This window comes from Pseudomonas allii, from assembly GCF_055380095.1.
On the sequence record NZ_AP039450.1, the window covers coordinates 184,628 to 211,381 of the forward strand.

Here is a 26,754-nt window from a genome sequence, read left to right on the forward strand (position 1 = left end):
TATCCCGCGTGCTGGGGCTGATTTCCCTGACGGCAGCCCACAAGGCGCCTTTCAACAACTCTAATTCGCTCCGCGTGCGCGCGGTGCTGTTAAGGAAACCCGACATGCAGCTCAAAGATACCCAGTTGTTCCGCCAGCAAGCCTTTATCGATGGCGCTTGGGTCGATGCGGACAACGGTCAGACCATCAAGGTCAACAACCCGGCCACGGGCGAGATTCTCGGCACCGTGCCGAAGATGGGCGCTGCGGAAACCCGCCGCGCCATCGAAGCCGCCGACAAGGCCTTGCCGGCCTGGCGTGCACTGACCGCCAAGGAGCGCGCCAACAAGCTGCGCCGTTGGTTCGAACTGCTGATCGAAAACCAGGAAGACCTCGGTCGCCTGATGACTCTCGAGCAAGGCAAGCCACTGGCCGAAGCCAAGGGCGAAATCGTCTACGCCGCCTCTTTCATCGAGTGGTTCGCCGAAGAGGCCAAGCGCATCTACGGTGATGTGATCCCTGGCCACCAGCCGGACAAGCGCCTGATCGTGATCAAGCAGCCGATCGGCGTGACCGCCGCGATCACCCCGTGGAACTTCCCCGCTGCGATGATCACCCGTAAAGCCGGCCCGGCCCTGGCCGCCGGTTGCACCATGGTGATCAAGCCTGCTTCGCAAACCCCGTTCTCGGCCCTGGCCCTGGTTGAACTGGCGCACCGTGCCGGTATCCCGAAAGGCGTGTTGAGCGTGGTCACCGGCAGTGCCGGCGACATCGGCGGCGAGCTGACCAGCAACCCGATCGTGCGTAAATTGTCCTTCACCGGCTCGACCGAAATCGGTCGCCAGTTGATGGCCGAATGCGCCAAGGACATCAAGAAAGTTTCCCTGGAGCTGGGCGGCAACGCGCCGTTCATCGTGTTCGACGACGCCGACCTGGATAAGGCCGTCGAAGGCGCGATCATCTCCAAGTACCGCAACAACGGCCAGACCTGCGTCTGCGCCAACCGCCTGTACATCCAGGACTCGGTGTACGACGCATTCGCCGAGAAACTGAAAGTGGCGGTGGCCAAATTGAAGATCGGCAACGGTCTGGAAGACGGCACCACCACTGGCCCGCTGATCGACGAGAAAGCCGTGGCCAAGGTGCAGGAACACATCGCTGACGCCCTGAGCAAAGGCGCCAAGCTGCTGGCCGGTGGCAAGGTGATGGAAGGTAACTTCTTCGAGCCGACCATCCTGGTCGACGTGCCGAAAAACGCGGCTGTGGCGAAGGAAGAAACCTTTGGCCCACTGGCGCCGCTGTTCCGCTTCAAAGACGAAGCCGAAGTGATCGCAATGTCCAACGACACCGAGTTCGGCCTGGCGTCGTACTTCTATGCCCGCGACCTGGGCCGTGTGTTCCGTGTGGCTGAAGCCCTGGAGTACGGCATGGTCGGCGTCAACACCGGGTTGATTTCCAACGAAGTGGCGCCGTTCGGCGGCATCAAGGCCTCGGGCCTGGGCCGTGAAGGCTCCAAGTACGGGATCGAGGATTACCTGGAAATCAAATACCTCTGCCTGGGCATCTGACCCGGCAACAGATTGCAGCAAACGCAAAGGGCACGAGAGCGCTGACCCTTTGCGTGTTTCACCCCGCAATTCGTAGTGACCGGGAAAGCTGTGGCAGTCGATCATCGCATGCTGCCGTAGTTGCCTCCCCGCCACGTATTCCTTGGACCACGCCACCCGATGAGTGGCGAATGAGGACTTTATGAGCAAGACCAACGCATCCCTGATGAAACGCCGTGAAGCCGCTGTACCGCGCGGTGTTGGCCAGATTCACCCGATCTTTGCCGAATCGGCGAAGAACGCCACCGTGACCGACGTTGAAGGTCGCGAGTTCATCGATTTCGCCGGCGGCATCGCCGTGCTGAACACCGGCCACGTGCACCCGAAAATCATCGCCGCCGTGACCGAGCAGCTGAACAAACTGACTCACACCTGCTTCCAGGTACTGGCCTATGAGCCTTACGTGGAACTGTGCGAGAAAGTGAACGCCAAGGTCCCAGGCGATTTCGCCAAGAAAACCCTGCTGGTCACCACCGGTTCCGAAGCGGTGGAAAACGCCGTGAAAATTGCGCGGGCCGCCACGGGGCGTGCCGGTGTGATCGCGTTCACCGGCGCCTACCACGGCCGCACCATGATGACTCTGGGCCTCACCGGTAAAGTCGTACCTTACTCGGCCGGCATGGGCCTGATGCCAGGCGGCGTGTTCCGCGCGCTGTTCCCGAACGAACTGCACGGCGTGAGCGATGACGATTCCATCGCCAGCATCGAACGCATCTTCAAGAACGATGCCGAGCCGCGTGATATCGCCGCCATCATCATCGAGCCGGTGCAGGGCGAAGGCGGTTTCTACGTCGCGCCGAAATCCTTCATGAAGCGCCTGCGCGAACTGTGCGACAAGCACGGCATCCTGCTGATCGCCGACGAAGTGCAAACCGGCGCCGGCCGTACCGGTACGTTCTTCGCCATGGAACAGATGGGCGTTGCCGCCGACCTGACCACCTTCGCCAAATCCATCGCTGGCGGCTTCCCGCTGGCCGGTGTGTGCGGCAAGGCTGAATACATGGACGCCATCGCGCCAGGCGGCCTGGGCGGCACCTACGCCGGTAGCCCGATCGCTTGTGCAGCTGCGCTGGCGGTGATGGAAGTGTTCGAAGAGGAGCACCTGCTGGACCGCTGCAAGGCAGTTGGCGAGCGTCTGGTGACTGGTCTCAAAGCCATCCAGGCCAAGTACCCGGTGATCGGCGAAGTGCGTGCCCTGGGTGCGATGATCGCGGTCGAGCTGTTCGAAGATGGCGACAGCCACAAGCCCAACGCCGCTGCCGTTGCCTCCGTGGTGGCCAAGGCGCGTGAGAAGGGCCTGATCCTGCTGAGCTGCGGCACCTACGGCAACGTGTTGCGCGTACTGGTCCCGCTGACCTCGCCGGACGAGCAGTTGGACAAAGGCCTGGCGATCATCGAAGAGTGCTTCTCCGAGCTGTAAGCGCACGCTGACTGGATCGACAGAAAAAACCCGCTTCGGCGGGTTTTTTTACGCCCATTGCCGCACATTCAGCCCGTGTTCATTGTACGTAGGCGGCTCCATTGACTAAGGTTGCAAGCATTGCCGATGGAGCGTGCTGGATGACTGCTGTTGATTTACCCGCTGTACCCCGCGTGTTGATTGCCGAGGCGGACCCTTGGTCGCGGGACCTGCTCAAGCAAGTGCTGTTGAATGTGCGCTGCGATGCGCGGCTGGATGTGTGTGCGGACGGCCAGCAAGCGGCGATCCTGCTGCGGGATAAGGCCTACGACCTGATCCTGGCCGATTGGGAGTTGCCCGGCATCGATGGCCTGAGCCTGTTGCGCAGTGTGCGCCATAAGCGCCGCTCGCCGCTTCTGCCGTTCATTCTGCTGAGCAGTCGCAATGACAGCGCCAGCGTGCGCGAAGCCTTGCCCCTGGCGCCCACGGCGTACCTGACCAAACCCCTGAATATGGAAGGCCTGACCCAGCGTCTGCAAGACCTGCTGCTCAACGAAGGCGAAACGGTGTACTGCGAGATCCCGCCGCTGGCGCCCGGCATGACCTTGCCAGTGTTCCTCGAGCGGCGCCGCGAAGTGTGCGATGGCGCGCCATTGCGGGTCGATGTGAAAGCCGCCGTGCAACACAGCCTCGGGCCAGAAGGCCTGGACCTCAAGCACCTGGAAGACCAGGTGCGTATGGACCCGCAAATCACCGCCGTGCTCATCGCCGCCGCCAACAGTGCCGGCCATCACGGCGCACCGGTGCAGACCCTGCCCGGCGCCCTGCACAAACTGGTGCCAGGGCAAAGCATGAACCTGATCCTCGGGCTGGCGCTCAAGCACAACGTGGTACTCGGTGACCCGGCGCTGGTCGCCTATGCCGAGCGGCACTGGCAAGTGTCCCAGGACACTGCCGACTACGCCCGGCGCCTGGCCTGCATGCTGGAGCTGGATCACGAACGCTGCTACAGCGCGGGTATCCTCCATCGGCTGGGCGACCTGGCGCTGTTGCGCTGCCTGGAGGACTGGCGCCAGGGGGGCGGCGAACTGGATGACGAAGCGATTGGTGAGTCCCTCTACACCTTTGGCGCTGCCTATGGCTCGGCACTGCGTGCGCGTTGGCGCTTGCCGTTGGAGCTGCGCCAGTTGATTGCGGCGATTTACTCGTTGGAGGGCGGCGTGTACGCCCGGGATGCGTTGGTGGTGAACCTGGCGGCGCAGATGGCGCGTTTGACCGAGCATGAAGGCCTGGAAGAACTGGCGGCGGGCAAGACGGCGCGATTGCTCAAGGTGGGCTTGTCGGAGCTGACCCGAGTGCGCAAATCCTGATGTGGGAGGGGGCTTGCCCCCGATGGCGGTGTATCAGTCACCCATGTGCTGGCTGACCCTCTGCTATCGGGGGCAAGCCCCCTCCCACATTTGAGCAGTGTTTAGCCCGCGATCACGCGGTTCTTGCCCAGGCGCTTGGCCTCGTACATGGCCGCATCGGCGCGGGCGAACAGGCTGTCCAGGGTCGAGTCGTGCTCAGTGAGGCTGGCCAGGCCTTGGCTGATGGTCACGCTGAAGGCCTGGCCTTCGTAGCTGAAGCTCAGCTCCTGGATCTCCCGGCCCAGGCGCTCGGCCACCTGCAACGCCATCTCCGGCGCACAGCCAGGCAGTACGGCGGCGAACTCTTCGCCACCGATGCGCCCGAACAGATCGCCACGGCGCAGCACCCCTCGACCGCTCTCGGCGATACGGCGCAGCACCTGGTCGCCCTCCAGGTGGCCGTAGCTGTCGTTGATGTCTTTGAAGTCATCGATATCCAGCAGCAAAAAGGCCAGCGGTGCACCTTGGGCACAGGCACTGTCGAAGGCCTGGTTGGCGCATTCGAAGAAGTGCCGGCGGTTGCTGCTCTGGGTCAGCACGTCGGTGGTGGCGAGACGGTGTAGCTCCAGTTCCAGCTGTTTCTTTTCGGTGATGTCTTCGGCCATGCCCACCACGATCAGCGGCTCACCGGGCTCGACTTGCTGGTTCATGTAGCACTTGTCACTCAGCCAGCGGATCTGCCCGTCGGCGGTGATGATGCGGTACTCGCGGTCTTCCACGGCGCCCTGTTCCAGCACGCGGGCCAGGCTGTGTTCGGCGTAGTCGAGGTCTTCGGGGTGAATGCTGTTGCGCCATTCCCTGTGGTCGGCCAGCAGCAGGCCGGCAGAGCGCCCGAAGACGCGTTCGTAGGCCGGGCTCACATACAGCACTCGACGGGTTTCCCAATCGATGGCCCACAGCACGGCATTCACGCTGACCAGCATTGAGCTCAGCAGTTGCTCACGTTCGCTCAGTCGCTCGACTTCGCCCTGGGCATGCACCAGCGCCAGCAGGGTCGCCGCCGCTGCTGGGCGGGGATGCTCAGCTGCTGGCGCGTCGATTAAGGAGGACTTTTCGTGAACCATCGGCACAACTCTCTCTGGGCGCGCCGCAAACAGGAGCAGCGGTCACTACAAGGGGCCACCATGATGGCGAAGTGTTCATTGAGAGAGGCGAATTGCAGTGAAGTTCCGTCAACAGGACCGATTGCCGGTGCCCGGTAAATGACGCCAAAAAGCTGATAGGTGGGAGGGCAAGCCCTCCCACCGCAGCATCAGACTGCCGCAGGACGCAGCGAATAAGTCTTCAATTGGTGAGCAAAATCCCGCAGGGACTGGATGCCGCTGGCCTCGGCTTCATGCACCCATTCCTTGATGGCCGCCAGCATATCGTGGCCATTGGAGCTGGTCTTGAGCCAGATCTGCTGCAGCGCCAGGCGCTTTTCGTAGATCACCTTCAGTGCATGGCTGTGTTCCAGCATGCTCTGGATGCGCACGTGATGGCGGTCATCCAGCAAGCTGGTTTCCCGCGACAGCAGGCGCTTGGCGCGGTGGAACTGATGACGCACCGAGTGATCGACCTTTTCCAGCTCCTGCTTGACCAGCGGGCCGATCACCAACTTGCGGTACTGGGCCATGATCTGGAAGCGGTTGTTGAGGATCGCCATGGCGGTATCCATGTCCAGGTGGCCCTTGCCTTCCACGCGGTGGGCAATAGGGGCGACACGCTGCACCTTGGCCAGGCGCAGGAAGCTGAATACTTTGATCCATGCCCAGCCCAGGTCGAACTCCCATTTTTTCACCGACAGTTTGGCGGAGTTGGGGTAGGTGTGGTGATTGTTATGCAGCTCCTCGCCGCCGACGATGATGCCCCACGGCACCAGGTTGGTCGCCGCGTCACGGCATTCGAAGTTGCGATAGCCCACGGCATGCCCCAGGCCGTTGATCACGCCGGCGGCCCAGAAGGGAATCCACATCATCTGGATCGCCCAGATGGTGATGCCGATGGTGCCGAACAGCAGCAGGTCGATCACACCCATGATCGCCACGCCCAACAGTGGGTAGGGGGTGTAGATTTTGCGTTCGATCCAGTCGTCGGGGCAGTTCTTGCCGTAGATACGCAGGGTCTCGGGGTTTTCGGCTTCGGCGCGGTACAGCTCGGCGCCTTTGCGCAGCACAGTGGACAGACCCTTGATGACCGGGCTGTGCGGGTCGTCGACGGTTTCGCACTTGGCGTGGTGCTTGCGGTGGATAGCGGTCCACTCGCGGGTGTTCTGCGCCGTGGTCAGCCACAGCCAGAAGCGGAAGAAATGTTTCAGGCCGGCATTGAGCTCCAGGGAGCGATGGGCTGAATAGCGGTGCAGATAGACCGTGACCCCAACAATGGTCACGTGGGTCATCAACAGCGTGACTGCCACCAGTTGCCAGGCTGACAGGTCAAGAAAACCGTTGTACCACATAGGCTGTATGGCCCTCAGATAAAGAAAAGAACAGCTCACGCATTATCACTAAGCCTACAGAGAAAACCAGCCGCCCTTTCAGATAGGAGTGACTGGATGTTTCTTATTCTATAATCCGCAGCCTTTGTAGGGCGATTCTGTTTTTTTGGTAAGGATTACTGAACATATGCCGTTTTCATACCGAGGTGCCCTGCGTGTGGGGCTGGTATACCTGCTGGTTTCCGTCGCATGGCTCCAGCTCAGCAACCACTTATTGATCAGCTTTCTCGATGAACCGCGGGAGTTGGGGCGCTGGCTGCAGGTGCGCGGCTATGTGTGGGTGGCCTTCAGCGCCCTGGCGATTTACCTGATGTGCGCCCGATTTGCCCGTGCCAACCAGCTGCAACAACCGCTGAAGGAAAACCGCGAACGCCTGCGCCAGGCCGCCGCCGTGTTTGATTGCACCCGTGAAGGCGTGCTGGTCACCGACGCGCAAGGGCTGATCGTGCATGTCAACCGCGCCTTCATGGCGATCACCGGCTACCGCCGCGAAGACGTCATGGGCCAGCAGCCCAGTCTGTTCAAGTCCGGGCGCCATTCGTCGCATTTCTACCAGCAGATGTTCCAGAGCCTTGAGCGCACCGGCGAATGGAGCGGTGAAATCTGGAATCGACGTAAAAGCGGCGAGATTTACCCCCAGTGGCAAACCATTCGCGTGATTCACGATGACCAGGGCCACGTCAGCCATTACGTCGCCGTGTTTTCCGATATCAGCGCCATCAAGGACTCCGAGCACGAACTGGCGCACCTCGCCCATCACGACCCGCTGACCGACCTGCCCAACCGCCTGCTGTTCACCGACCGCGCCGAACAGGCGCTGGCCTCGGCGCAGATCCACAAGCGCGGTTGCGCCCTGCTGTTGCTGGACCTGGACCACTTCAAGATCATCAATGACAGCCTGGGCCATAACGTTGGCGACCAGTTGCTCAAAGTCGTCGGCGAACGGCTCAAGGCGTTGTTCGGCCCAGGGGTGACCCTGGCGCGCCTGGGTGGGGATGAATTCGCCGTGCTGGCAGAAAGTTGTCCACAGGTGGCTCAGGCAGCAGGCTTGGCACAACGGATTCTGGATGCAATGAAACAACCATTCATTTTCGACGGCCATCAGCTGTTTATCAGCGTCAGCATCGGGATCAGCCTGTTTCCCAATGACGCGCTGAGCGCCGAGCAGTTGTTGCGCAACGCAGACTCCGCGCTGTTCAAGGCCAAGAGCGCGGGGCGCGAAGGCTACGCCTTGTACACCGAAGAACTGACCGCCCATGCGCAGAACCGGGTGGAGATCGCCAGTGAGTTGCGCCGTGCGCTTGAACAGCAGGAGCTGTGCGTCTACTACCAGCCGGTGCACGACCTGCAGGGCAGCCGCTTGATCGGCGTCGAAGCACTGGTGCGCTGGCAGCACCCGGAGCGCGGTCTGGTGCCGCCGGGCGAGTTCATCCCGATTGCCGAGCGCACCGGCCTGATTGCCGATATCGACGCCTGGGTCATGGACCGGGCCTGCCGGCAAATGTGCGACTGGCTGGGGAATGGGGCCCCACTGAGTTTTATCGCCATCAACGTGTCCAGCCGCCTGTTTGCCCGGCGCGAGCTCTACGAGCAGGTCGCCCAGGTGCTGCACGACACGGGCCTGGATCCGGCTTTCCTGGAGTTGGAAGTCACCGAAAGCGCGGTGATGGACGACCCTGAAGTGGCCCTGGAGCAACTGCATCGCCTGCGCGAACTGGGCCTGCGCCTGGCCATCGACGACTTCGGCACCGGTTATTCGTCGCTGTTGCGTCTCAAGCGCCTGCCGGTGCAGAAGCTCAAGATCGACCAAGGCTTCGTCGCCGGGTTGCCGTGGGACGAGGACGATGCGGCGATTGTGCGCGTGGTAATCGCCCTGGCAAAAAGCATGGGCATGCAGGTGCATGCCGAGGGGATCGAGCAGGTGGAACAGGCGCGGTTCCTGTTGGATCAGCAGTGCGATATGGGGCAGGGGTATTGGTTTGGCCGGCCGATGCCGGCGGGCGAACTAGATTGGTCCAAGGCACCCGCGATCCGAACCTGAAATGCGTTCAAATGTGTGAGGGGGCTTGCCCCCGATGGCAGACTGTCAGTCAATGAAGATGTGAGTGACGCACCGCTATCGGGGGCAAGCCCCCTCCCACATTTGAACGCAAGCTGCGCGCAACCCCGCGTCCCACCAGAAAATTCTTTCTGGTTATATAAACATTCTTAAATAGTATTTTTAAGAATATCTGCGCTTATCTACTATCGCCCTCACGCCGCAAGCAGTGCCGCCACTGCGAGGCACTATTCATTTCAGGAGCGAGACCATGAGCGCATCTCTACGTAGCGTCGACGGCCAGGACGAAGCAGCCATTTTGCGTGAGATCCAGAGCGCCCTGCGCGATCTGCGGTTTGGCGCGGTGGAAATCACGGTGCACAACGCCCAAGTGGTCCAGATCGAACGCAAAGAAAAATTCCGCCTGCAAAACCCGGGTAACAAACCGAGCTGAGCAAGAACGGCGATAGACCCGCAACTATAAAAAAAGCCAACACCCCAAGAATTTCAGGAGCTTCTATGTCGTCGATTCGCCGTTACGCCCTGGCCGCCCTGGCCAGCGCCGTGTTTGCAGGTTCCGCGGTTGCCAAGGACTACGAGTTGCTCAACGTCTCGTACGACCCTACCCGTGAGCTGTACCAGGACTACAACGCTGAGTTCACCAACTTCTGGAAACAGTCCCACCCAGGCGACAACGTCAAGATCCAGCAATCCCACGGTGGTTCGGGCAAGCAAGGCCGTGCCGTGATCGACGGCCTGCGCGCCGACGTGGTCACCCTGGCCCTGGCTGGTGACATCGACGAAATCGCCAAGCTGGGCAAGACCCTCCCGGAAAACTGGCAGACTCGCCTGCCGGACGCCAGCACCCCATACACCTCGACCATCGTGTTCCTGGTGCGCAAGGGCAACCCTAAAGGCATCAAGGACTGGGGCGACCTGATCAAGAAAGACGTGTCCGTGATCACCCCGAATCCGAAAACCTCCGGCGGCGCCCGTTGGAACTTCCTCGCCGCCTGGGCCTATGGCCTCAAGGCCGGTGGCAGCGAAGCCAAGGCTCAGGAATACGTGAAGGAGCTGTTCAAGCACGTACCTGTGCTGGACACCGGCGCTCGCGGCTCGACCATCACCTTCGTCAACAACGGTCAGGGTGACGTGTTGCTGGCCTGGGAAAACGAAGCCTTCCTGGCGCTGAAGGAAGACGGCGGCGCCGACAAGTTCGACATCGTCGTGCCTTCCCTGTCGATCCTCGCCGAGCCGCCGGTGGCCGTGGTCGACAAGAACGCCGAGAAAAAGGGCAACACCGAAATCGCCACTGAATACCTGAAGCACCTGTACAGCCCGGCTGGCCAGGAGATTGCGGCGAAAAACTTCTACCGCCCACGCGATGCAAAAGTGGCCGCCAAATACGCCCAGCAGTTCCCAAAACTGGACCTGGTGACTATCGACAAAGACTTCGGCGGCTGGAAAACTGCCCAACCGAAATTCTTTAACGACGGTGGCGTGTTCGACCAGATCTACACGGCGCAGTAAGCCAAAATACCTGTAGGGGCCCGCTTTTCTGTGGGAGCTGGCTTGCCTGCGATAGCATCACTGCGGTGTGACTGATACACCGTGGTGCCTGCATCTCGGGCAAGCCCGGCTCCCACAGAAAAGCGCGCTCCTACAGTGGTTTCTACCCTTTGACCAAGGACTCTTATGTCGCGTCGTATCTCCCCCGTCATACCCGGCTTCGGGCTGACGCTGGGCTACACCGTGGTGTACCTCAGCCTGATCGTACTCATCCCGCTGGCGGCGATGTTTGTACACGCCGCTCAACTCACCTGGGATCAGTTCTGGAACATCATCTCCGCACCGCGTGTGCTGGCGGCGTTGCAACTGAGCTTCAGCACCGCACTGTACGCCGCGCTGATCAATGGCGTGATCGGCACGCTGCTGGCCTGGGTGCTGGTGCGCTACACCTTCCCCGGTCGCAAGGTCATCGATGCGATGATCGACCTGCCGTTCGCCTTGCCCACCGCTGTCGCCGGCATTGCACTGACCGCGCTGTACACGCCTAACGGGCTGGTCGGCCAGTTCGCCGCCGACCTGGGCTTCAAGATCGCCTACACCCCGCTGGGTATCACCCTGGCGCTGACCTTCGTCACCCTGCCGTTCGTGGTGCGCACGGTGCAGCCGGTGTTGGCCGATATCCCCCGGGAAGTCGAAGAAGCCGCCGCCTGCCTGGGCGCCAAGCCGTTGCAGGTGTTCCGTCACATCCTGGTGCCGGCGCTCCTGCCCGCCTGGTTGACCGGTTTCGCGTTGGCGTTTGCCCGTGGTGTCGGTGAGTACGGTTCGGTGATTTTCATTGCCGGCAACATGCCGATGAAAACCGAGATCCTGCCGTTGCTGATCATGGTCAAGCTCGACCAGTACGACTACCGCGGCGCCACATCCATTGGCGTATTGATGCTGGTGGTTTCCTTTGTCCTGCTGCTGCTGATCAACCTGTTGCAGCGGCGCATCGAACGTCCATAAGGAGGCGCGGAACATGTCCCAATCGTCTATTTCCGCCGCGTCCTCGGCCAACGCTGCCCGCCGTGGCAGCGCCGCGTCGCGACGCATCCTGATCGGCCTTGGCTGGCTGGTGTTCGCCCTGTTCCTGTTGTTGCCGCTGTTTATCGTGGTGACCCAGGGCCTGAAGAACGGCCTCGGCGCATTCTTCACCGCGATCCTCGAACCGGACGCACTGTCGGCGCTGAAACTCACGGTGATCGCCGTGGTGATCTCGGTGCCGCTCAACCTGGTGTTCGGCGTCAGCGCCGCGTGGTGCGTGAGCAAGTACTCGTTCCGTGGCAAGAGCATCCTGGTGACGCTGATCGACCTGCCGTTCTCGGTGTCGCCGGTGATCGCCGGCCTGGTCTATGTGTTGATGTTCGGCGCCCAGGGCTTCTTTGGCCCGTGGTTGCAGGACCACGACATCCAGATCGTGTTCGCCTTGCCTGGCATCGTGCTGGCGACCATCTTCGTCACCGTGCCTTTCGTGGCCCGTGAACTGATCCCGCTGATGCAGGAACAGGGCACCCAGGAAGAAGAGGCCGCGCGCCTGCTCGGTGCCAATGGCTGGCAGATGTTCTGGCACGTGACCGTGCCGAATATCAAATGGGGTCTGATCTACGGCGTGGTGCTGTGTACCGCGCGGGCCATGGGTGAGTTCGGCGCGGTGTCGGTGGTGTCCGGCCACATTCGCGGCGTGACCAACACCCTGCCGCTGCACGTCGAGATTCTCTACAACGAATACAACCACGTTGCCGCGTTTGCGGTGGCGAGTCTGTTGCTGATCCTGGCGCTCTTCATCCTGCTGCTCAAGCAGTGGAGCGAGAACCGTATTAACCGCCTGCGCGCCGGTGCGGCTGAGGAATAAGTCATGTCGATCGAAGTCCGTAATGTCAGCAAGAACTTCAACGCCTTCAAGGCCCTGAACAGCATCAACCTGGACATCCAGAGTGGCGAGCTGGTGGCCTTGCTCGGCCCGTCCGGCTGCGGCAAGACCACCTTGCTGCGCATCATCGCCGGCCTGGAAACCCCGGATGACGGCAGCATCGTGTTCCACGGTGAAGACGTCTCCGGCCACGACGTGCGCGATCGCAACGTCGGTTTTGTGTTCCAGCACTATGCGTTGTTCCGTCACATGACCGTGTTCGACAACGTGGCGTTCGGCCTGCGCATGAAACCGAAGAACCAGCGCCCGAGCGAAAGCCAGATCGCGGTCAAGGTCCATGAACTGCTGAACATGGTGCAACTGGATTGGTTGTCGGATCGCTACCCGGAGCAGCTCTCCGGTGGCCAGCGCCAGCGTATCGCCCTGGCTCGCGCCCTGGCGGTAGAGCCTAAAGTGTTGCTGCTGGATGAGCCCTTCGGCGCCCTCGACGCCAAGGTGCGTAAAGAACTGCGCCGCTGGCTGGCACGCCTGCACGAAGACATCAACCTGACCTCGGTGTTCGTGACCCACGACCAGGAAGAGGCCATGGAAGTTGCCGACCGTATCGTGGTGATGAACAAGGGTGTGATCGAGCAGATCGGTTCACCGGGTGACGTCTACGAAAACCCGGCCAGCGATTTCGTCTACCACTTCCTCGGGGATTCGAACCGCCTGCACTTGGGGGAAGACAAGCACGTGCTGTTCCGTCCACACGAAGTGTCGCTGTCGCGGCATGAGCTGGAAGACCATCACGCGGCTGAAGTGCGGGATATTCGCCCACTTGGCGCGACTACCCGTGTGACGTTGAAAGTGGAAGGCCAGAGCGAGCTGATCGAAGCTGAAGTGGTGAAAGACCACGACAGCCTGAACGGCCTGGCGCGCGGCGAGACGCTGTTCTTCAAACCCAAGGTTTGGCAAAAAGCCTAAAAACCCCACAATACCCAATCTAAAAATGGAGCCAATGTGGGAGGGGGCTTGCCCCCGATAGCAGTGGGTCAGTTGATAAACATGTCACTGAAACACCGCCATCGGGGGCAAGCCCCCTCCCACATTCAGACCTTGCCAGGTTTCAGATCACGGTGCGCCACCGGCCCAGAGCGCTCTTCAATCTGCTGCCTGAGCCCCTGCCGCAGCCCCAGCAGAAACGCCAACTCCGCCACCACAAACAACGGCCCCACGATCAGCCCCGACACGTCATCCACAAACGCCGGCTTCTTGCCTTCGTAATAGTGGCCGACAAACTGGATCACCCAACCCACCACAAACATCCCCACACCGCTGCTGAGCCACACCAACGTGCTCTGCGCCGCCAGCACATGCCCGGCCCACACCGACAGCCCCATCAGCACCGTCATCAGCACACCCAGTGCCAGTTCCAGGCGTAGGTAAAACCATGCTGAAAACAGCGCGACAATCACGGCGGGTGAAAGCCAGAAGTTACCCACCGCCCATTCGGGGCGTGACAACAGCACGGCCACGGCCACCACAATCAGTGGAATGCCGACAAAGTGGCTGGCGATATTGCGCGGGTCGCGGTGGTACGCGGCATATTGACTGAGGTGGTCGATGAGGCTTTTCATTGTTATTCCTCCTGTAGGATGTTTGATCATCTCCCGTCAGCCGGCGACTGACTGTCAACTGGGCGACAATCTCTGGAGTTCTCATGATTGCGGCAACCTGGCATGCCCGATTGGCCACCGGCCAGTGGTTCAGCCACCTGCCTGTACCGCTACAGGATAGTTTGCTGGCGGCGGCTCGGCTGCGTCAGCTGACGGCGGGGCAGTACCTGTTCCGGCGCGGTGATCCGCCCTGTGGGGTGTATGCGGTATTGGAGGGGGCGGTGCGGGTCAGCGCGGTCAATGCGCAGGGCAAGGAAGCTATTCTGAGCCTGGTTGAAACGCCTTACTGGTTCGGCGAGATCTGCCTGTTCGACGGTTTGCCGCGTACCCACGACGCCTTGTCGGTTGGGCCGTGCACGCTGTTGCAGGTACCGCAATCGGCGATGCTCGAGATTCTTGACCAAAGCCCGGCGTATTGGCGCGACATGGCGTTGTTGATGAGCCAGAAGTTGCGCCTGTCGCTGATCAATATCGAACAGATGAGCCTGATGCCGGCGGCGACACGTATCGCTCACCGGCTGCTGATGATTGCCGGCGGGTACGGCGAGATAGAGCATTCCCGTCGCGTCCTGCAACTGCCCCAGGAAGATCTGGCCGCGATGCTGAGCCTGTCGCGCCAGACCACCAACAGTTTGCTCAAGGCGTTAGAGCAGCAGGAGATCATCAAGCTGAGTTACGGCGCGATTGAAGTGCTCGACCTGCCGCGCTTGCGGCAGGCCGCGGGGGCTGGCTAGGAACCGCGATACGTCGAAAAGCCGTAAGGGCTCAGCAGCAGCGGGATGTGGTAGTGCTGGTCGGCCTGCTTGACCTCGAATATTACCGGGACTTCCGGGAAAAACGTCTCGCGATTGGCTTTCTTGTAGTAGTCACCGGTCTTGAACACCACGCGATACTCGCCCGGCTTCATGGCTTGGTTGGCCGGGAACAGTTCGGCGATGCGCCCCTGCTGGTTGGTGACACCTTCGGACAGCGACTGCCAGTGATCGCCTACGTGTTGCTCCAGGGTGACGTTGACACCGGCAGACGGCAGACCGTTTTCCAGGTTCAGCACATGCACGCTCAACGGGTTGCCGGCCGCCAGGGCCAGGCTGCTCAGGCCGCTCAGGCTGAGGGCGGCGAGGGTCATAGTCAGGGTTTTCATCGAGGTTTCCTCAAGGGGTGATTGTCAGGCCAAGTTGATTGGCCGCCTTTACCGCGCACGCGTCGTCCTGCTCGGCACCGCCGGCACCGGCAATGCCAAGCGCGCCTACCAGTTCAGTGTCGGCGAACAGCGGCACGCCGCCCCCGAGCAACAGCAATTCGGACAAGCTGTTAAGGTTGGCGGCCTCTGGGTTGTTGCGCGCACGCTCGGCAAACAACCGAGTGGGGGTTTTAGTCGACAACGCCGTGTACGCTTTGCGTTGGCTGGCGATGCTGTTGTGTGGACCTACGCCGTCGGCCCGCAGGCTCAGCAACGGATTGCCGCCCCGGTCGAGTACGGTAAGTGCTGCCGTGCACTGTGCCAGGCTGGCGTCTGCCAGTTGGCGTGCGGTGTGCAAATCCAGGTCGGCGTGGCGCGGCAACGGTGGTGCTGCCAGGACGCTGGCGCTGATGGCGAAGCTCAAGAACAAGGCATTGCGGTACATGGGAACGGCTCCAGAAAGCAGGCCGCTACCTTAGCCAGCGGTCTCGGTCAAAAGCCGAACAATTCGATTACAGGTTTGTAATAAACCAAGAGGTAGGCATGCAGGTGTTGTTAGTGGAAGACCAGCCGAAATTGGCGCAAGTCATGGCCCAGGGCTTGAGTGAGGCCGGCTTCGCAGTGGAAGTCGCAGCCAATGGCATGGCCGCTCAGCGGTTTGTGGAAAGCACTGACTATGACTTGGTGATCCTGGATGTCATGTTGCCGGGTTTGAATGCCTGGAAGTTGCAGCAGGCGATTCGCAAGAAGGGCGAGACGCCGGTCTTGTTCTTGACGACCCCGGAAGGGATCGAGGACCGTCTGCGCGGTTTGGAACTGCATGAGGATGATTACTTGCTCAAGCCGTTTGAAGCCAAGGCCTTGGTGGCGCGGGTGAAGAAGTTGTTGCGGCGTGACCGTGGGCGCTGATTGATCCGGCATCTTCAATACCTGGACCACCGCCATCGCAGGCAAGCCAGCTCCCACATTTGGAATGCATTCCCCTGTGGGAGCCGGGCTTGCACGCGATGGGGCCATCACGAACACCGCAAATCCACCTACCGCAACCCATCCCTGAACTGCCCCGGCGTCATTCCCGTCCAGCGCTTGAACGCGCGGTTGAAACTGCTGGTGTCGGCGAACCCAAGTAAATGGCTAATCTCGGCCAATGAGCATTGCGGATCCCGCAAATGCAGCAACGCCAAATTCTCCCGGCACTCATTGAGCAACGCATCAAACCGGCAGCCTTCATCCGCCAGATGGCGTTGCAGGCTGCGCAGGCTCAGGTGCAGCGCCTGCGCAACCCGCTCGGCGCTCGGCTCGCCGTCGGGCAACTGCGCTTCGATCACCCGACGCACCTTGCGCTCCCAGGTCAGCGGTTGCAGTTGAGCGAGGGTGCGCTTGAGCACGGTTTCGTTGTGCTCGGCCAACTCAGGGTTGGCGTCGTCGAGGTGGCTGTCGAAATCGATGGCGGCAAACTCCAGGCGGTCTTCTTCGGCGCCGAAAAATACCGGCGCACGAAACACCGTGTGCCACGGCTTGGGGTCTGCGGGTTCGGGTCTTCGCAGATACACCGCCAGTGGCGCGTATTCACGGCCCAGGCGATTGCGGCAGGTGCGTACGTAGATTGCTGCAAACGCATCGATGGCTTCGAACGCCGGCGCCGGGTTGCCGGGTAGTTGCAACAGGCGAAACCGATAGCGTTCGCCATCGCCGCTCAGCTCCAGGGCCAGCGCATCGCTGACCACCTGGTGATAGCGCACGATGCGCTCGAACACTTCCCGCAGGCTGCCGCTGGCCACCAGCGCATAGCCCAGCGCGTGAAAGGTGGTGGGGCTGACGAACCGCGACACCCGCAGACCAATCGCCGGGTCGCCGCTGGCCTGCACCGCCAGCGCCCACAAACGCGTGGTCGCCGACAGCGGGTAGCGCGCATTCGGGTCGTCCATCAGCTGTGGGTCGAGCCCGGCTTGCAGGCACAACGCGGCGCTGTCGAGGCCCAGGGCGTCGAGTTGCTTGCGCAGGGCGCGGGTCCAGCTGGCGAGGGAGGTGGGTTCGGTCATGGCGATTGGCGCTTGCGGTCAACAGGTTGGCGTGTGTGGCCGATGCCCTGGCGGACCGCTTGGGCCAGGATGCATCCAACAATACTCAAGAGGATGGAAGCATGGACGGTACTTCTGCAAGTCCCCGGCAGATGAACGCGCAACAGCGTTCGGCGCATATCCGTGACGTGGTGCTGGCCGAGGGTGTGCGCCTGCGCCAGCAGCATCCCTGGCTGCTGCATCAGGACGCGCTGGGCGCGGGCATCCTGGCGTTTGCGTTGCTGGGCATGCTCGGTTCGGCGGCGCTCTACATCACCGGCCATATGGCCTGGTGGGTCTGCCTGCTGCTTAACGCGTTCCTGGCTTCACTGACCCACGAGCTGGAACACGACCTGATCCACAGCATGTACTTTCGCAAGCAGCGCGTGCCCCACAACCTGATGATGGGCCTGGTATGGCTGGCGCGGCCCAGCACCATCAACCCGTGGGTGCGCCGGCACCTGCACCTCAACCATCACAAGGTCTCCGGCACCGAAACCGACATGGAAGAGCGCGCCATCACCAACGGCGAGCCCTGGGGTTTTGCGCGGTTGCTGATGGTAGGCGATAACGTCATGTCGGCCTTCATCCGCATCCTGCGGGCCAGGACCTGGACGCACAAACTGACGATTCTCAAGCGCTCGCTGCTGGTGTATGCGCCACTGGCGCTGCTGCATTGGGGCGCGTGGTATGTGTTCCTTGGCTTTCATGCCGCCAATGGCATTGCCAGTTTGCTCGGTGCGCCTATCGAGTGGTCAGCCGGCACCGTGCAGATGATGCAGGTGATTGATATCGCTGCCGTGGTGATCATCGGCCCCAACGTGCTGCGTACCTTTTGCCTGCATTTCGTCAGCTCGAACATGCACTACTACGGCGATGTGGAGCTGGGCAACGTGATCCAGCAGACCCAGGTATTGAACCCTTGGTGGTTGTGGCCGTTGCAGGCGTTCTGCTTCAACTTCGGCAGCACCCACGGCATCCACCATTTTGTGGTGAAGGAGCCGTTCTACATCCGCCAGATGACCGCCAAGGTGGCACACAAGGTCATGGCTGAGATGGGTGTGCGCTTCAATGATTTCGGGACGTTTGCGCGGGCCAATCGGCTTGGGTTTCCACCGCCTGCAGGGTTTCGATCAACGCCTTCGCCGCAGGCGACAAGCGCACCCCAGCGCGGCTGATCACCCCGCAGCGGTTGCTCAGGCTGTCCAGGGCGTGCGGCAGGTTGCGCCAGTGCAGTGCGTGCAGTTCGCCTTTGATGAACCCTTCGACAAACGCCTCTTCGGCGCCAAGGCCAATGGCATCGGACTGACGCACGACAGTGGCCAGCGCGGCAAATTGCTCCAGCTCGATGGCGGGCGCGAAGTCGACGCGCCCGCTGAGATTGGCCAGCAGTTTGCGGATGCCGGGTGCGATCAGCGGCGTGGCCAGCGGGTAGCCGAACAGGTCGTTGGTGGACAGGCTGTCCTTGGCCAGCAGCGGGTGCCCCGCACGGCAGAAAAAAACGCTGCGTCGAGGTGTCAGGGCCAGGGTCTGGAAGTTCGGGTCCGCCTCGAAGTGACGCACATCGGCGATAAAGAATTCGATCTCTTCACGGTTCAGGCTGCGCCCGAGTTTTACCCAGTTGTCCACCTGCAACACGGTGCGCACTCTGGGATAAGCCGTGATGAACCGCGCCATGGCCTGGGGCGCCAGGTTCTCCGCGGCCACGGCGTCGCTGCCGAAGCGCACTTCGCCGGCGTCGAGTTTGGTCATGCGCGTGACTTCATGGCTCAGCAGGGCCGCGCCTTGCACCAGGCTCAACGCGTGTTGCAGCACCACCTGGCCTTCCGGGGTGGGTCGCAGGTCTTTATGGGCGCGGTCCACCAACACGCAACCGAACTCCTGCTCCAGGCCCTGGATGCTGCGGCTGAAGGCGGGCTGGGTGATGCCCATGGCGTCCGCCGCGCGCACGAAGCTGCGGTGCTCGTTCAGCGCGATGAAGTAGCGCAGTTGGCGAAGGTCCATGGTGTGCCCGGCATCCTGTAGGAGAACCGGGATTTTAAGGGGGGTACTTATTCCGTCAATGAAGCTTGTTTGTTTTATCTAGATCTTAAATGCATATCTATAGAGCGTGTGCCGTCCGGTATGTCGCCGGGCTGAACACCCGTGTCACCAGCAGCATGGCCAAGGCCGTCACCGTCAACACCACCCACGCGCTGGCAAAACTGCCGGTGAGTTCGCGTAGCCAGCCGGTCATCCATGGCGAAATCGCATTGATCAAAAAGCCCACGCCCTGCACGAATGCCGCCAGTTGCCCGGCCTGGCGCGGGTCGCGGTGGTGGTCGAGGGTGAGCAACAGGCTCAGGGCAAAACATGCTCCCAGACCAAAGCCGCACAGCGCCACCCACAGGTGGGGAGATTCCAGCGGCGCCAGTAACAGGCCGAGGTAGCCGAGGGTTTGGGCCAGCAAGCTGATCCACAGCAATGGCCGACGGTCGATCCCGCGTTGTGCCAGCACCGGCATCAACAGCGCGGCGATCACCTGGAAGATGGTCATGAACGCCAGAAATGAACCACTGGGCAACACGCCCCAACCCAGTTGCTGATAGTAGGCCGGCAGCCACGCCACCAGGCTCATGTAGCCGCAGTTCACCAGGCCGAAATACAGCGCCAGCAGCCAGGCACGGCGATTGCGCAGCCCCTTGTAGGCAGGGATGACGTTCGCGTTTTTTGCCGCACCCAGTGGCAACCAGGCCCACAGCAGCAGCGCCGCCAACGCGGGTAACAACCACACGCCCAGCCCGGCCTCCCATTGCTGAAAATACGTGGCCGCCACCGGACTGATCAGCGCCGCCAGGCCGCCGCCGGCCATCAACGAGGCCGAATAAACGCCCATCGCCACCGGCACGCGGTGATGGAATTCACGCTTGATCATCGCCGGCATCAACGCCTGGATCAGTGCCACGCCGGCACCGCCAAGCAACGCAGTCACCAGCAATGTCGACCCTTGGCCCATCAGCCAGCGGGCCAGGCACGCCAACAGGATCATCATGAGGCCCAGGGCGATGCCGCGTCGTTCCCCCAACTGCGCTTCAACACGCACGCCCACCAGCGCCACCAGGCCCATGCACACCACGGGCAGGCTGGTGAGCAGGGCGCTGCTCTGGAAGCTCAGGCCGGTGGCCAGGCGGATTTCGCCGAGCAACGGGCTGATGGAACTGAGGATCGGCCGCAGGTTCAGGCCCAGGACCACCAGCAGGCCCCAGCCGGCGAACCGGCCTGCGGTTGAGGAGTGAAGCGACATGCAGAACCTGCGGAGTGTGCAAATGAGGCGTGAAGTATCCACAGTCGCCGAGGTATTCTGAAATTAAATATAACCATGCCAACCAGTGGCAAATGGAATGGTGAGCACGATGTTCGATCCCGTGTTGTTGCGCAGCTTTGTCGCCGTGGTGGACTGCGGCAATTTCACCCGCGCGGCAGAGCGCCTGCACTTGACCCAGTCCACCGTCAGCCAGCAGATCCGCCGCCTGGAAGAGGCGGTAGCGTGCCAGTTGCTGGATCGCGACCAACGTCGTGTGGTGGCGACGGCGGAAGGCGAGCGCCTCCTGGCCTATGCGCGGCGCATCCTCGCGTTGCATGAGGAAGCCGCCGACGTGTTGGTCAACCAGCAAAGCGACGGCGTGCTGCGCCTCGGTGTGCCGGAAGACTTCGCTGCCGAACGCCTGATGCCGCTGTTATCGGCCTTTGTGCTGGCGTACCCCAGGGTGCGCCTGGAGGTCACCAGCGGTCTTGGCCCCGAGTTGCAGCGCCAGTACCGTAGCGGTGAGTTCGACGTATTGCTGGTCAAGCAGATGGGCGACAGCGACGACTGCCTGGCCTCATGGCCAGAGCCGTTGTGTTGGGTGGACAGCCGCAGTACGCCATCCCTGGGGCGCGACCCTTTGCCGTTGGTGGCCTTTCCGGTGGGGGGCCTGTACCGCAATGAAATGCTGCAACACCTGGAAGTGGGGGGCTGGCGCTGGCGCATCGGTTACTCCAGCGCGAGCCTGGCCAGCGTGTGTTCGGCGGTGGCGGCGGGGTTGGGTATCAGTCTGTTGCCCCGGCGTGTGGTGCAGGCCGGGCATGTCGTATTAGGTGCGGATAGCGGTTTGCCTGCGGTGCAGGGCGTGCGGCTGGCGTTGTATGGGCGCACTGGCCTGGGTGCGGCGGGGCAAAGCCTGCAGCGTCAGTTGCTGGATTTGTGTGCAAACAGCCCGGCCTGAACCATGCCTTTGCCGAATATTTTTTATGCCTGGAAAGCATGGAAAAACATCGCCTGGACGCGAGGCCACGCAGGCCGGGGCTTTGGCGTTTCAGTCTGTTTCGTTTATTCGTTTTAGGCCTATGTATAACTGCAAAGATTACTTTAAGAGATAAGCCCCTGGCCCCGATGATTCAGCCCACGACGGCCTTCCAAGCAGGCCTGTCGGTTTTTATGCTTGAAAACCGTAGGGAGTGAATCAATGGGCAATGTCCAGACCGCCGCCAGTGCACACGAGGCGCCGTGGCGCCAGACACCGGGTGGTGAGTTGGTCGACCTTGGCCGGCCGCACCGCGCGCCGTTGGGGCAACTGCGAACGCAGCAGACCCCGAAGCGTTTCTCCAGCCGTCGCGAAGGCATTCTGCTCGGCCTGCTGGTGCTGGCCCTGCACGGTGCGGTGATCTACTGGGTGAGCCAGAAGCCGACCCCGGTGCTGCCAATCGTGCCGCCGGAAATTCCGCCGATGACCATCGAATTTTCCCAGCCGGCGCCGCCGGTGGTGGAACCGCCACCGCCTGTGCCACCACCACCGCCGCCGCCCGTGGTCGAGCCACCGCCGCCGGTGGTGGATGAGTTGGCCGCCAAGCCGGCGCCGCCCAAACCGATTCCAAAACCTAAGCCGAAGCCGGTGCCAAAGCCTGAGCCCAAGCCCGCACCGAAACCGATCGAGCAACCGCCTGCACCACCGACCCCTGCACCGCCTGCGCTTCCAGCACCACCGGCGCCGGCTCCGGTCACGCCCGCTTCGGCCAACGCCGCGTACCTGAAGAACCCGGCGCCGGAGTACCCGTCCCTGGCCCAGCGGCGCGGTTGGGAAGGCACGGTGTTGTTACGCGTGCATGTACTGGCCAGCGGCAAGCCGGGCGAGATCCAGATCCAGAAGAGCAGCGGTCGCCAGCAACTCGATGACGCCGCACTGAACGCCGTGAAGCGTTGGAGCTTCGTGCCGGCCAAGCAGGGCGATGTGGCCCAGGACGGCTGGGTCAGCGTCCCGATCGATTTCAAGATTCACTAACTATTCGGCTGCGGTGTGTTGCACACGCCGCGACCTGCACAGAGGGAAGACATCATGGCATTAGCATCTCCACTTGAATCCATCGAAAGCGCGGTGATCTGGCTGCTGGTGGTTTTTTCGGTCGCCACCTGGGGCCTGGCCTTGCTCAAGGGCGTGCAGTTCGGTCGCCTCAAGGCGCAGGATCGCAAGTTCCATAAACAGTTCTGGGCAGCGTCGAGCCTCGACTCTGCCGCTGAGCTGGCGCAAACCCAGCCGGGCGCCGCCGCCCGTGTCGCCCAGGCCGGTTATGCCGCGATCCAGGTGGGCGAAACCCCACAGGCCGCCGACCTGAGCCAGGCGATCAACCACCAGGACCGTCTCGAACGCGCCCTGCGCCAACAGATCGTGCGAGAGCGTCGCTCCCTGGAAACCGGCCTGGCCGTGGTCGCCAGTATCGGCAGCACCTCGCCGTTCATCGGCCTGTTCGGCACCGTGTGGGGCATCATGGAAGCGCTCAAGGGCATCAGCGCCGCCGGTTCCGCCAGCCTTGAAACCGTGGCCGGCCCAATCGGTGCGGCACTGGTCGCGACGGGTGTGGGTATCGCCGTCGCGGTGCCGGCGGTGCTGGTCTACAACTACTTCCTGCGTCGCCTCAAGCTGACCGCTGCCGACCTCGATGATTTCGCCCACGACTTCTATAGCCTGGCGCAGAAGAACTCCTTCCGCGTGCTGCTGCACCCAACCTTGCACAAAGCCGGCGCCGGCACCCCGCAGAAAGTGAAGGAGGCGTCCTGACATGGCCTTCTCCACGCAAGACAGCGATGAAGTGCTGAGCGAGATCAACGTCACGCCCCTGGTGGACGTGATGCTGGTGCTGCTTGTGGTGTTTATCGTCACTGCGCCGCTGTTGACCAACGCGATTCCGATCAACCTGCCCAAGACGGAGGCCGTGGCCCCGGTGGAGCAGAAAGACCCGCTGGTGGTGAGCATCGACGGCGCCGGCAAACTGTTTATCAACAAGGACGAAATCCAGCCGGACCTGCTGGAGTTCAACCTGCAGGCGGCCAAGGCCAAGGACCCCGATGTGCGGGTGCAACTGCAGGCGGATGATGGGGTGAATTACGGCGAAGTGGCGCGAGCCATGGCGTCTATCGAGCGCGCGGGCATTACCAAGCTGTCGGTGATTACCGCACGTTAGTTGCAAAAGCCTCGACAAGTTTTTGGCCGTCTCCTTGGCAGGGTGCGGCCTTTTTTTTGCCTGCGATTCAATCCTCAACTTGAAATGCGATCAAGGTGGGAGGGGGCTTGCCCCCGATTGCAGTGTGTCAGCCAATCAATCTGTAACTGATACACCGCCATCGGGGGCAAGCCCCCTCCCACATTTTGAACTCCATTAATTTTGAGATTTTGGTTATTAATAAATAGCTTCTTATTCCTTAACGAATATAACCCCCGTCCCTATACTGTTCAGCAACGTTAAACGCTGCAGGAGGGCACACCCATGCACAGCGAGTCGATTCGTTATCTGATCGTGCCGGGCTGGCAAGGATCGCCAGAAGATCATTGGCAAAGTCACTGGCAGAACAGCCTGCCCAACAGCGCCCGCGTGGAGCAGGCCGATTGGCTGACCCCGCGCCGCGAGGACTGGGTTGCTGCGCTGGCCGAGGCCATCGCGGCCGACAGCACGCCGGTGATCCTGATCGCCCACAGCCTGGGTTGCATCACGGTGGCGCATTGGGCGGCCACCGCGCCGGTGCACTTCCTGCGCCAGGTACGCGGTGCCTTGCTGGTGGCCCCGGCCGATGTCGAACGTCCTGCCTGCTCTCCTGCGTTGCGTAATTTTGCGCCGATCCCGACCGACCTGTTGCCGTTCCCCAGCCAGGTGGTCAGCTCCGACAACGACAGTGCCGTCAGCGCCCCGCGAGCCCTGGAGCTGGCGCGCAACTGGGGGGCCGAAGCCGGCATTCTGTCGGGGGCGGGGCATATCAATGTGAAGTCCGGCCACCAGCGCTGGGAGCAAGGCTTTGCCTACCTCTATCGCCTGCAAAGCCGCCTTGAGCATCACGCCCGGCGTACTGCCTGAATTTTTTCAACGCCCCGTCCCTTGAGTGGATTGGGGGCGGGAGCCTGCCATGAGTCTGCATGAAACCTACGGCCAGCCATTGCTGACCTTTCCCGACGCGGAAAAAAGCCCGCTGAGTATCCGCGCCAAGGCGTTGGTGTTTGTCGACCCGCGTTCGCGACAACTGCGCGAAGACCTCGAAAGCCTCGCACCGCGTGCCTTGCCCGTGCTGATTCGCGGCGAGACCGGTAGCGGCAAGGAGTTGCTGGCGCGGCATATCCACCGTGGCAGCGACCGCACCGGTCTGTTTGTCTCGGTCAATTGCGGCGCCATCAGCCCGACCTACGCCGATGCCGAGTTGTTCGGTTATGCCGCCGGCAGCCACAGTGGTTCGGCCAGTAGCCGGGCAGGGTGGTTCGGCTCGGCGAATGGCGGCACCTTGTACCTGGACGAGATCGGCGATTTACCGCTGCCGATCCAGGTGAAACTGCTGGCCGCCCTGGAAAACCATGAAGTCACCCGTGTCGGTGCCCATCAGCCGAGCCCGGTGGACGTGCGCCTGGTCGCCGCCACCAGCATCGACCTGGCCCAGGCCGTCGCCGCCGGCAAGTTCCATGAGCGGCTGTTCCACTATCTGAGCGAAGGTAGGTTGGATTTGCCGGCGCTGCGTGAGCGGGTCGGTGACATCCTGTCCCTGGCCGAATACTTCCTGGGCATCTACAGTCAGCGCCTGGACCTGCCGGTGCCGCTGATCAGCGATGCGGCCCAGCGTGTGCTGGAACACCACAGCTGGCCGGGCAATACCCGCGAGCTGGAAAACGTTATTCACTTTGCCTTGCTGGTCAGCAGTGGGGATGAGATTTTGCCCGAACATTTGAATCTGCCGGTGGCGGGTTCTGCGCTGGAACAGGTGCGGCGGATTTTCGAGCGCGCCAGCCCCGCCGAGCGGGAAACGTTAAGTAAATTCCTGCATGAACAAAATGGAATATCAACGTGAATAAAAGATATTGTTCCGGAATAAAAAATCTAGGTATTGTCCCTCCCACGCCGCGATAGCACTTCGCTGGCACACTACATAAAAAACGGTCGTCAGAGACGCCCCGGAATTTCGATAAGGACACTGCATGAAAAAGGTTCTGTTGTTTACCGCACTGGCGGCTGCCCTGACTGCAAGCTTCGCCCAGGCCAACGAAAAACTGGTGGTGGCCGCCACGCCGATCCCGCACGCCGAGATCCTCGAACTGGTCAAGCCAACCCTCGCCAAAGAAGGCGTGGACCTGGAAATCAAAGTCTTCACCGACTACGTACAGCCCAACGTACAGGTTGCCGAGAAGCGTCTGGACGCCAACTACTTCCAGACCCTGCCGTACCTGGAAAACTTCAACAAGGGCAAGGGCACCAACCTGGTCACCGTGGTCGGTGTGCACGTTGAACCCTTCGGCGGTTACTCGAAAAAGATCAAGAACATCTCTGAACTCAAAGATGGCGCCACCGTGGCCATCCCGAACGAAGGCTCCAACAGCGGCCGCGCCCTGTTGCTGCTGCAGAAAGCCGGCGTGATCACCCTGAAAGACCCGACCAACGCCCTGGCCACGCCAAAAGACATCAAGGACAACCCCAAGCACCTGAAATTCAAGGAGCTGGAATCGGCCCTGCTGCCACGCGTGCTGGATCAGGTTGACCTGGACCTGATCAACACCAACTACGCCCTGGAAGCCGGCCTGAACCCGGCCAAGGACGCGCTGATCATCGAAGACGCCAAGTCGCCGTACGTGAACTTCCTGGTGGCTCGCCCGGACAACAAGGACAGCGACGCGATCCAGAAGCTGTCCAAGGCCCTGACCAGCCCGGAAGTCAAAGCCTTCATCGAGAAGAAGTACAACGGCGCGGTAGTGCCTGCGTTCTGATGTAGCCCAAACCCCCTTCAAGGTTTGAACGCCGACGGCTTGTTTAGCGTCGGCGTTTTTTATGCCTGAAATCTGGAATGCAATCCAAATGTGGGAGGGGGCTTGCCCCCGATTGCAGTGGTTCAGTCAGCACATTTTTTGCTGACCCACCGCCATCGGGGGCAAGCCCCCTCCCACATTTGATCCGCTTTGATCTAAAGAGCTCTGCTATTGATCGCCCTGCGCAACGCCACCAGCCACTTCACCAGTTCCTGCGGGTCCATCGGTTTCGCTTTGTTCATTGTT

General features: G+C 61.7%; 27 protein-coding genes. 19 read left to right on the forward strand and 8 right to left on the reverse strand.

The genetic code is table 11. From position 1 onward, the window contains the following. The first annotated feature begins 104 nt into the window (after positions 1-104). The 3 genes from gabD (at position 105) to ACZ445_RS00855 (ending at position 4,355) form a co-directional block, all read left to right on the forward strand. On the forward strand, positions 105-1,547 hold the full coding sequence (gene gabD, locus ACZ445_RS00845; RefSeq protein ID WP_058426343.1) for an NADP-dependent succinate-semialdehyde dehydrogenase: 1,443 nt from the start codon (positions 105-107) through the stop codon (positions 1,545-1,547). A gap of 181 nt (positions 1,548-1,728) precedes the next feature. After that, entirely contained in the window at positions 1,729-3,006 is a 1,278-nt protein-coding gene (gene gabT / locus ACZ445_RS00850; protein WP_058426342.1) for a 4-aminobutyrate--2-oxoglutarate transaminase, read from the forward strand. Between the two features lie 140 nt (positions 3,007-3,146). Beyond that, on the forward strand, positions 3,147-4,355 hold the full coding sequence (locus ACZ445_RS00855) for an HDOD domain-containing protein (RefSeq protein WP_058426341.1): 1,209 nt from the start codon (positions 3,147-3,149) through the stop codon (positions 4,353-4,355). A gap of 101 nt (positions 4,356-4,456) precedes the next feature. Here ACZ445_RS00855 and ACZ445_RS00860 read toward each other — a convergent pair whose 3' ends face one another. Together ACZ445_RS00860 and desA are read right to left on the reverse strand one after the other, a co-directional pair. After that, positions 4,457-5,458 (reverse strand): sensor domain-containing diguanylate cyclase, encoded by a 1,002-nt coding sequence (locus tag ACZ445_RS00860; protein ID WP_058426340.1) that lies wholly within the window; start codon positions 5,456-5,458, stop codon positions 4,457-4,459. A gap of 188 nt (positions 5,459-5,646) precedes the next feature. Further along, on the reverse strand, positions 5,647-6,831 hold the full coding sequence (gene desA, locus ACZ445_RS00865) for a delta-9 fatty acid desaturase DesA (RefSeq protein WP_058426339.1): 1,185 nt from the start codon (positions 6,829-6,831) through the stop codon (positions 5,647-5,649). Positions 6,832-6,997: 166 nt separating this feature from the next. On the opposite strand from desA, the gene dibA reads away from it, so the two are divergent. From dibA to ACZ445_RS00895, 6 genes are all read left to right on the forward strand, one after another. Beyond that, positions 6,998-8,911, forward strand: coding sequence for a phosphodiesterase DibA (gene dibA / locus ACZ445_RS00870; RefSeq protein ID WP_058426338.1), 1,914 nt, complete (start codon positions 6,998-7,000; stop codon positions 8,909-8,911). A 268-nt stretch (positions 8,912-9,179) separates the two neighbouring features. After that, complete coding sequence (gene oscA, locus ACZ445_RS00875) at positions 9,180-9,362, forward strand: sulfur starvation response protein OscA (protein ID WP_003170956.1); 183 nt, start codon at positions 9,180-9,182, stop codon at positions 9,360-9,362. Between the two features lie 65 nt (positions 9,363-9,427). Continuing rightward, positions 9,428-10,438 (forward strand): sulfate ABC transporter substrate-binding protein, encoded by a 1,011-nt coding sequence (locus tag ACZ445_RS00880; RefSeq protein ID WP_016975030.1) that lies wholly within the window; start codon positions 9,428-9,430, stop codon positions 10,436-10,438. Positions 10,439-10,603: 165 nt separating this feature from the next. Then, the gene (cysT, locus tag ACZ445_RS00885) at positions 10,604-11,422 is read left to right on the forward strand and encodes a sulfate ABC transporter permease subunit CysT (RefSeq protein WP_016975029.1); all 819 of its coding nucleotides are present in this window, start codon (positions 10,604-10,606) and stop codon (positions 11,420-11,422) included. A 13-nt stretch (positions 11,423-11,435) separates the two neighbouring features. Further along, complete coding sequence (gene cysW / locus ACZ445_RS00890) at positions 11,436-12,308, forward strand: sulfate ABC transporter permease subunit CysW (RefSeq protein WP_010214166.1); 873 nt, start codon at positions 11,436-11,438, stop codon at positions 12,306-12,308. A gap of 3 nt (positions 12,309-12,311) precedes the next feature. After that, positions 12,312-13,292, forward strand: a complete 981-nt coding sequence (locus ACZ445_RS00895; RefSeq protein WP_179029909.1) for a sulfate/molybdate ABC transporter ATP-binding protein — start codon at positions 12,312-12,314, stop codon at positions 13,290-13,292. Between the two features lie 125 nt (positions 13,293-13,417). Here ACZ445_RS00895 and ACZ445_RS00900 read toward each other — a convergent pair whose 3' ends face one another. After that, positions 13,418-13,945 (reverse strand): Mpo1 family 2-hydroxy fatty acid dioxygenase, encoded by a 528-nt coding sequence (locus ACZ445_RS00900; protein WP_179029910.1) that lies wholly within the window; start codon positions 13,943-13,945, stop codon positions 13,418-13,420. An 83-nt stretch (positions 13,946-14,028) separates the two neighbouring features. Here ACZ445_RS00900 and ACZ445_RS00905 point away from each other — a divergent pair, with 83 nt between their 5' ends. Then, positions 14,029-14,718, forward strand: a complete 690-nt coding sequence (locus ACZ445_RS00905; protein ID WP_058424847.1) for a Crp/Fnr family transcriptional regulator — start codon at positions 14,029-14,031, stop codon at positions 14,716-14,718. Here the strand turns inward: ACZ445_RS00905 and uraH are convergent. Next, complete coding sequence (gene uraH, locus ACZ445_RS00910; RefSeq protein WP_058424846.1) at positions 14,715-15,125, reverse strand: hydroxyisourate hydrolase; 411 nt, start codon at positions 15,123-15,125, stop codon at positions 14,715-14,717. The two genes, ACZ445_RS00905 and uraH, sit on opposite strands and share 4 nt — an antisense overlap. Positions 15,126-15,135: 10 nt before the next feature. Beyond that, positions 15,136-15,609 (reverse strand): GlcG/HbpS family heme-binding protein, encoded by a 474-nt coding sequence (locus tag ACZ445_RS00915; RefSeq protein WP_058424845.1) that lies wholly within the window; start codon positions 15,607-15,609, stop codon positions 15,136-15,138. Between the two features lie 98 nt (positions 15,610-15,707). On the opposite strand from ACZ445_RS00915, the gene ACZ445_RS00920 reads away from it, so the two are divergent. After that, the gene (locus ACZ445_RS00920; RefSeq protein WP_058424844.1) at positions 15,708-16,073 is read left to right on the forward strand and encodes a response regulator; all 366 of its coding nucleotides are present in this window, start codon (positions 15,708-15,710) and stop codon (positions 16,071-16,073) included. A gap of 128 nt (positions 16,074-16,201) precedes the next feature. Here the strand turns inward: ACZ445_RS00920 and ACZ445_RS00925 are convergent, their stop codons facing one another. Beyond that, positions 16,202-17,206 (reverse strand): AraC family transcriptional regulator, encoded by a 1,005-nt coding sequence (locus tag ACZ445_RS00925; protein ID WP_058424843.1) that lies wholly within the window; start codon positions 17,204-17,206, stop codon positions 16,202-16,204. Positions 17,207-17,307: 101 nt separating this feature from the next. Here ACZ445_RS00925 and ACZ445_RS00930 point away from each other — a divergent pair, with 101 nt between their 5' ends. Further along, entirely contained in the window at positions 17,308-18,402 is a 1,095-nt protein-coding gene (locus ACZ445_RS00930) for a fatty acid desaturase (protein WP_179029230.1), read from the forward strand. Here the strand turns inward: ACZ445_RS00930 and ACZ445_RS00935 are convergent. Both ACZ445_RS00935 and ACZ445_RS00940 read right to left on the reverse strand, forming a co-directional pair. After that, positions 18,293-19,228 carry a LysR family transcriptional regulator gene (locus ACZ445_RS00935; RefSeq protein ID WP_179029229.1) on the reverse strand — a complete coding sequence of 312 codons (936 nt, stop codon included), beginning with the start codon at positions 19,226-19,228 and terminating at the stop codon, positions 18,293-18,295. The two genes, ACZ445_RS00930 and ACZ445_RS00935, sit on opposite strands and share 110 nt — an antisense overlap. A 97-nt stretch (positions 19,229-19,325) precedes the next feature. Continuing rightward, a complete protein-coding gene (locus tag ACZ445_RS00940; protein WP_310863139.1) occupies positions 19,326-20,507 on the reverse strand; it encodes a CynX/NimT family MFS transporter in 1,182 nt (393 codons plus the stop codon). Between the two features lie 109 nt (positions 20,508-20,616). Between ACZ445_RS00940 and ACZ445_RS00945 the strand changes: the two genes are divergently transcribed. The 7 genes from ACZ445_RS00945 (at position 20,617) to ACZ445_RS00975 (ending at position 26,469) form a co-directional block, all read left to right on the forward strand. Further along, on the forward strand, positions 20,617-21,468 hold the full coding sequence (locus ACZ445_RS00945) for a LysR family transcriptional regulator (RefSeq protein ID WP_310863140.1): 852 nt from the start codon (positions 20,617-20,619) through the stop codon (positions 21,466-21,468). Between the two features lie 240 nt (positions 21,469-21,708). After that, positions 21,709-22,521, forward strand: coding sequence for an energy transducer TonB (locus tag ACZ445_RS00950; protein ID WP_464707912.1), 813 nt, complete (start codon positions 21,709-21,711; stop codon positions 22,519-22,521). Positions 22,522-22,572: 51 nt separating this feature from the next. Beyond that, positions 22,573-23,295 carry a MotA/TolQ/ExbB proton channel family protein gene (locus tag ACZ445_RS00955; RefSeq protein WP_122304852.1) on the forward strand — a complete coding sequence of 241 codons (723 nt, stop codon included), beginning with the start codon at positions 22,573-22,575 and terminating at the stop codon, positions 23,293-23,295. 1 nt (position 23,296) lies between these two features. Then, positions 23,297-23,698 carry an ExbD/TolR family protein gene (locus ACZ445_RS00960; RefSeq protein ID WP_010565408.1) on the forward strand — a complete coding sequence of 134 codons (402 nt, stop codon included), beginning with the start codon at positions 23,297-23,299 and terminating at the stop codon, positions 23,696-23,698. Positions 23,699-24,001: 303 nt separating this feature from the next. Next, positions 24,002-24,583 carry an alpha/beta hydrolase gene (locus tag ACZ445_RS00965; RefSeq protein ID WP_058424837.1) on the forward strand — a complete coding sequence of 194 codons (582 nt, stop codon included), beginning with the start codon at positions 24,002-24,004 and terminating at the stop codon, positions 24,581-24,583. A gap of 49 nt (positions 24,584-24,632) precedes the next feature. Continuing rightward, a complete protein-coding gene (locus ACZ445_RS00970) occupies positions 24,633-25,559 on the forward strand; it encodes a sigma 54-interacting transcriptional regulator (protein ID WP_058424836.1) in 927 nt (308 codons plus the stop codon). A gap of 127 nt (positions 25,560-25,686) precedes the next feature. Further along, positions 25,687-26,469 carry a MetQ/NlpA family ABC transporter substrate-binding protein gene (locus tag ACZ445_RS00975; RefSeq protein ID WP_028615272.1) on the forward strand — a complete coding sequence of 261 codons (783 nt, stop codon included), beginning with the start codon at positions 25,687-25,689 and terminating at the stop codon, positions 26,467-26,469. Positions 26,470-26,754 lie beyond the last annotated feature (285 nt).

What these genes read in the sequence shown, in the direction of transcription:
- gabD (WP_058426343.1), top strand. Translation starts at nt 105, where the DNA reads ATGCAGCTCAAAGATACCCAGTTGTTCCGCCAGCAAGCCTTTATCGAT.
- gabT (WP_058426342.1), top strand. Translation starts at nt 1,729, where the DNA reads ATGAGCAAGACCAACGCATCCCTGATGAAACGCCGTGAAGCCGCTGTA.
- ACZ445_RS00855 (WP_058426341.1), top strand. Translation starts at nt 3,147, where the DNA reads ATGACTGCTGTTGATTTACCCGCTGTACCCCGCGTGTTGATTGCCGAG.
- ACZ445_RS00860 (WP_058426340.1), bottom strand. Translation starts at nt 5,458, where the DNA reads ATGGTTCACGAAAAGTCCTCCTTAATCGACGCGCCAGCAGCTGAGCAT.
- desA (WP_058426339.1), bottom strand. Translation starts at nt 6,831, where the DNA reads ATGTGGTACAACGGTTTTCTTGACCTGTCAGCCTGGCAACTGGTGGCA.
- dibA (WP_058426338.1), top strand. Translation starts at nt 6,998, where the DNA reads ATGCCGTTTTCATACCGAGGTGCCCTGCGTGTGGGGCTGGTATACCTG.
- oscA (WP_003170956.1), top strand. Translation starts at nt 9,180, where the DNA reads ATGAGCGCATCTCTACGTAGCGTCGACGGCCAGGACGAAGCAGCCATT.
- ACZ445_RS00880 (WP_016975030.1), top strand. Translation starts at nt 9,428, where the DNA reads ATGTCGTCGATTCGCCGTTACGCCCTGGCCGCCCTGGCCAGCGCCGTG.
- cysT (WP_016975029.1), top strand. Translation starts at nt 10,604, where the DNA reads ATGTCGCGTCGTATCTCCCCCGTCATACCCGGCTTCGGGCTGACGCTG.
- cysW (WP_010214166.1), top strand. Translation starts at nt 11,436, where the DNA reads ATGTCCCAATCGTCTATTTCCGCCGCGTCCTCGGCCAACGCTGCCCGC.
- ACZ445_RS00895 (WP_179029909.1), top strand. Translation starts at nt 12,312, where the DNA reads ATGTCGATCGAAGTCCGTAATGTCAGCAAGAACTTCAACGCCTTCAAG.
- ACZ445_RS00900 (WP_179029910.1), bottom strand. Translation starts at nt 13,945, where the DNA reads ATGAAAAGCCTCATCGACCACCTCAGTCAATATGCCGCGTACCACCGC.
- ACZ445_RS00905 (WP_058424847.1), top strand. Translation starts at nt 14,029, where the DNA reads ATGATTGCGGCAACCTGGCATGCCCGATTGGCCACCGGCCAGTGGTTC.
- uraH (WP_058424846.1), bottom strand. Translation starts at nt 15,125, where the DNA reads ATGAAAACCCTGACTATGACCCTCGCCGCCCTCAGCCTGAGCGGCCTG.
- ACZ445_RS00915 (WP_058424845.1), bottom strand. Translation starts at nt 15,609, where the DNA reads ATGTACCGCAATGCCTTGTTCTTGAGCTTCGCCATCAGCGCCAGCGTC.
- ACZ445_RS00920 (WP_058424844.1), top strand. Translation starts at nt 15,708, where the DNA reads ATGCAGGTGTTGTTAGTGGAAGACCAGCCGAAATTGGCGCAAGTCATG.
- ACZ445_RS00925 (WP_058424843.1), bottom strand. Translation starts at nt 17,206, where the DNA reads ATGACCGAACCCACCTCCCTCGCCAGCTGGACCCGCGCCCTGCGCAAG.
- ACZ445_RS00930 (WP_179029230.1), top strand. Translation starts at nt 17,308, where the DNA reads ATGGACGGTACTTCTGCAAGTCCCCGGCAGATGAACGCGCAACAGCGT.
- ACZ445_RS00935 (WP_179029229.1), bottom strand. Translation starts at nt 19,228, where the DNA reads ATGGACCTTCGCCAACTGCGCTACTTCATCGCGCTGAACGAGCACCGC.
- ACZ445_RS00940 (WP_310863139.1), bottom strand. Translation starts at nt 20,507, where the DNA reads ATGTCGCTTCACTCCTCAACCGCAGGCCGGTTCGCCGGCTGGGGCCTG.
- ACZ445_RS00945 (WP_310863140.1), top strand. Translation starts at nt 20,617, where the DNA reads ATGTTCGATCCCGTGTTGTTGCGCAGCTTTGTCGCCGTGGTGGACTGC.
- ACZ445_RS00950 (WP_464707912.1), top strand. Translation starts at nt 21,709, where the DNA reads ATGGGCAATGTCCAGACCGCCGCCAGTGCACACGAGGCGCCGTGGCGC.
- ACZ445_RS00960 (WP_010565408.1), top strand. Translation starts at nt 23,297, where the DNA reads ATGGCCTTCTCCACGCAAGACAGCGATGAAGTGCTGAGCGAGATCAAC.
- ACZ445_RS00965 (WP_058424837.1), top strand. Translation starts at nt 24,002, where the DNA reads ATGCACAGCGAGTCGATTCGTTATCTGATCGTGCCGGGCTGGCAAGGA.
- ACZ445_RS00970 (WP_058424836.1), top strand. Translation starts at nt 24,633, where the DNA reads ATGAGTCTGCATGAAACCTACGGCCAGCCATTGCTGACCTTTCCCGAC.
- ACZ445_RS00975 (WP_028615272.1), top strand. Translation starts at nt 25,687, where the DNA reads ATGAAAAAGGTTCTGTTGTTTACCGCACTGGCGGCTGCCCTGACTGCA.